The following is a 3836-nucleotide window of genomic DNA, read 5'->3' as shown; positions in this document are numbered from 1 at the left end:
GGTGTCTTCTGCGTACTCATAAGTCGTTCTTAAAGTAGTATTAGAAGAGTGAGTCGTAACTTGTTGTGTTATTTGTTTATGTGCATCGTTATCATACTTGTATTCAGTCTCCGTAACTACATTACCCGTATCAAAATAATCAGTTGTGGTTGTTTTTCCAATACCAACAAAACCGCCTGTCATAAAGAAGGTTTTGTAATATAGGTAATATTCATTTCCGCTGTCTGTCACTAAATCTTGTGAATTAGGAGGAAAGGTTTCTGGAGTCCAATACCTATCAACGTTAAGGTTGGGATACAAAGAATCGTTAGTTATTACAACAAAATAAGGGATTCTATAAAACCCATTTTCTTTTCTATACCTATACTTGCTATCCGTAATATTATAACTCATTGGTATCGTATACACTGGAGGAAAACCAGTATAATCGGCTTCACCCATTTGCGCTAAATCACTTCCTGGAGGTGCGTCTGTATTGTATTCCGAATCTCTAAAACCATAAGTATATCGATTTTCAATTTGCCTTTTGATTTGGTATTGTTGGTTTACAAAACTATAATGTCTTTCTTTTAATAAAAGCCCTCTAAGCCACTCGTTATCTGTGGGTATATTATATGGGAAAATCCAATAATCACCTGTGTCTTCTAAATCGGTAAACGTATAGATAGACTTGCCAATATTATCTGTTTTAGTACCTGTATATTCTGTTACCTGATTGTATACAACAGAATTCCCTTGAAAAGCACTAATAGGACTACCATGACCCGAACCATAGCGTTGTGTGATATAAGCAGTTGTTCCGTTTAAATCCACCTTTCCTTTGATTGCGTAAAAATCAGGTAAACCGTTTAAATGTCCTGAAAGTTTACCATCATCTGTTTTGTACTCATATTCCTTTCGAAAAGCCAAAACATTGGTATCGGTATATTTTTCAATCTTCTTAATTCGTTTTCCACCTGCAAAAAAAGCATTGCTACTGTTTTCAACCATTTGAATTTCTTCACTCCATTGAAATATCAAATTGAAACCATTATCCATATCTGTGGGATCATAATTGGCCATCTGTGGATCAACACGCATATAATAATCCCCTGCAGGTAAAGAAGTCGTAATACTTTTATTACTTCCAGGAGATAAAAAGATGGAGACATTTAACTGACGACTAACCGATTTAATCCAAACTCTAAATTTACAATCCATTTCGGTTCCATTCTGACAAGTGGCATTATCTGTAAACCACATGGTATATTTAAAATCCAAACCATTTTCTCCAATGGTAAATGGTTTTATATACTTGGTACCATCGTAATAGGCTGCGCTCTCCAAATTAGAAAGTCCCACAACGGTATCTTTTGTAGGATTGGGATAACCTCCAGCTAAAATTACTTCGTCAATTTTATTGGTTCTATTTACTACGTTATCTTCATAAGTATATTTAGTATAACCACCTGTAGGATATGTAATTTTATTTAACAAACCTATTCCGCAAAGACTAGGGTTAACTCTTCTATCACCTGTACCTGATTCTAAAGGAAGAATAAAAAGATTGTTATTAGATCCATTGTAATACCCCCAAATGTCTTTTGAGTTGGAATGTCTATTAGGCATTGGACTACTCAAATCATACTCAAAAGTATAGGTATTTGTATCATTGGCATCCAGAAGATTCACTTCTTCCACACTTGCTAAAAACAATCTTTTTCTAGCGTGAGGATCGGCACTATACAAATAAGGCAATATGTTTTGTGAGGCTGTATTATTGGAATAAAAATAATTTAATTTTATTTTTTTAATGAGTGCATTTTTATCATCATATACCTTAATCCATTCTAATTTTCTACCATAGTCAATATCCTCTCTTGCATTTGGATCGGTACTATATTCAAAAACGATTTTTCCTTTTTCAAAAATGATTTGTTCTATCGCATTTTCATCCGCTCTTGTTTTAGAAAAGTAAGACCTAATAATACCATCTTGTTCTTTATTATCGTAATTTCTTTTATAATAGATTGCACTATTTTGAACATATTTGAATTGTATTACTGATTTATTAGCCGTTTCAATATCGGTTAAATACCAACCACTAATATCATCTGTACCATTACCATTATTTATTTCTATAGACAAACCTTGATCGAACTTGGCAATAAAATTTTGTAGGGCTGCTTCTTTAGAAATTTTATTTTCTGCTCCAAAAATGTACTTGTTGCCTTTATTATCAGTAATCTTAAAATTCCCAACTAAAGTGGACTCTAATTTTATTCCCTTACTTTGATTTTGAATAACAGGTTTTTTATCTACATAGTCGAACATAAATTTACCACTTCCTCCTGGAAAAGAGTAAAAAAACTGATCTGGTGTATAATAGTCGAAGTTATTATCACCAACAGCTTGAGCTGTAAAAATTTGCAATCTAGTATCTCTACTGTCAAAAGCACCATTTAAAAGGTTACCTTCTGCTCCTAAAAGACCATTTTCATCAGGTATACCTCTAACTTGTCGAGAAATAATTCCTACTCCATTAAGCGCCCAGCCTAATCCTACATTTGAAGCCACTTCATCTACTTTTATCCCTCTGGCATGATAATCTAAACTAATAGGAATACTCACTCCATCTTGTACAATGGTATAAATAGGAATACTTATTGAAGGCAATCCGTTAGAATAATTAACGGGTGTGTCAACAAATTTGGTTAATTGGGAGACTTCTGGTGTAGGTGAAACTACTTGCGGTACATCTTGTGCAAATGCAAAGCAAGTGCATAGCAATAGTACTATTGTTTTTATGGTTTTTATATATTTCATGGTAATGTAGTCTTATTTTTTAATCACTTTTACGCTTCCTTTTTCGGTATTGGTTTTTATTTCAACCAAGTAAATCCCTTGTGGTAGGTTACTTACTTCAATAGGAATCGTACGGTCGCCTTGTAACGTTTGGGTTTGTAAGCTTCTTCCGTTTAAGTCGTATACGGTAGCTGTTCCTGTTTCGTATTCAAAGTTTACGATGATATTGGTAAAACTTATCGCAGGATTTGGCATTGCCTCTACCTTAATTTTTAGTTCTTCTTCTTTTTCTTTATCGCGTAGTTTTACTACCCAAAAATCACTGCCTCCTTTAGCTGATTTCTTATCTCTTGAAGCGCTTCCTTTGGAAGTTCCCGCTAAAAGATAACCACCGTCTCTAGTTTCTAAGAGTTTCTTTAATACTTCATCGCCTTTACTGCCTACCGTTTGACTCCAAATCTCTTCTCCTTTGGCATTGATTTTTAAAGCGATATAATCGTTAATCCCTTCTTTATCTCCGCTTTTTAGCTTCCCTCCTTTGGAGGGATTGAGGGAGGCTTCACTTTGTGCATAACCACCAATTAAATAACTACCGTCTTTGTTTTCTACAATTGAAGTTAGTACATCAATCTTACCATAGTTATAGGTTTCTTGCCAATCGATTCCACCTTTCTCATCGAGTTTTAATACCCAAAAATCACTTCCACTTTGACTGGATTTTGATTTGGAATTTGTAGCTCCAGAATTGGAATTACCACCCACGATAAAACCACCATCTTTAGTTTGCGATAAAGCGAATAAGTTATCGTCTTTATCACCACCTAAGGTGCGTTGCCATTCGATAGTTCCCGTTTCATCTAATTTTACTATCCAGTAATCTCCTAAACCGAAATTAGCTTCTGTTTTATCACCAGAAACAGGCGAATTGGAATAACCACCTAAAATATAACCACCGTCTTTGGTTTGAGATATACTTTTTAATTCGTCTACATATTGACCACCAATGGTTTTTTGCCATTGCATGCTACCATCGGCTTTTAGTTTTACAATCC

At 34.4% G+C, this 3836-nt stretch carries 1 protein-coding gene and 1 pseudogene; both read right to left on the bottom strand.

Going from position 1 to position 3836, the window contains the following annotated elements; all coding sequences use genetic code 11:
• Positions 1-2805 (bottom strand): annotated as a pseudogene (locus tag NHF47_RS16805) (hypothetical protein); the annotation flags it as partial.
• Between the two features lie 12 nt (positions 2806-2817).
• A partial coding sequence (locus NHF47_RS16800; RefSeq protein WP_252766009.1) for a T9SS type A sorting domain-containing protein occupies positions 2818-3836 on the bottom strand: 1019 nt, incomplete at its 5' end.

The organism is Flavobacterium sp. NRK F7 (assembly GCF_024054195.1).
Classification (GTDB): Bacteria; Bacteroidota; Bacteroidia; order Flavobacteriales; family Flavobacteriaceae; genus Flavobacterium.
The sequence above is the reverse complement of the archived record's forward strand: the minus strand, read 5'-3'. Positions and strand labels throughout refer to the sequence as shown.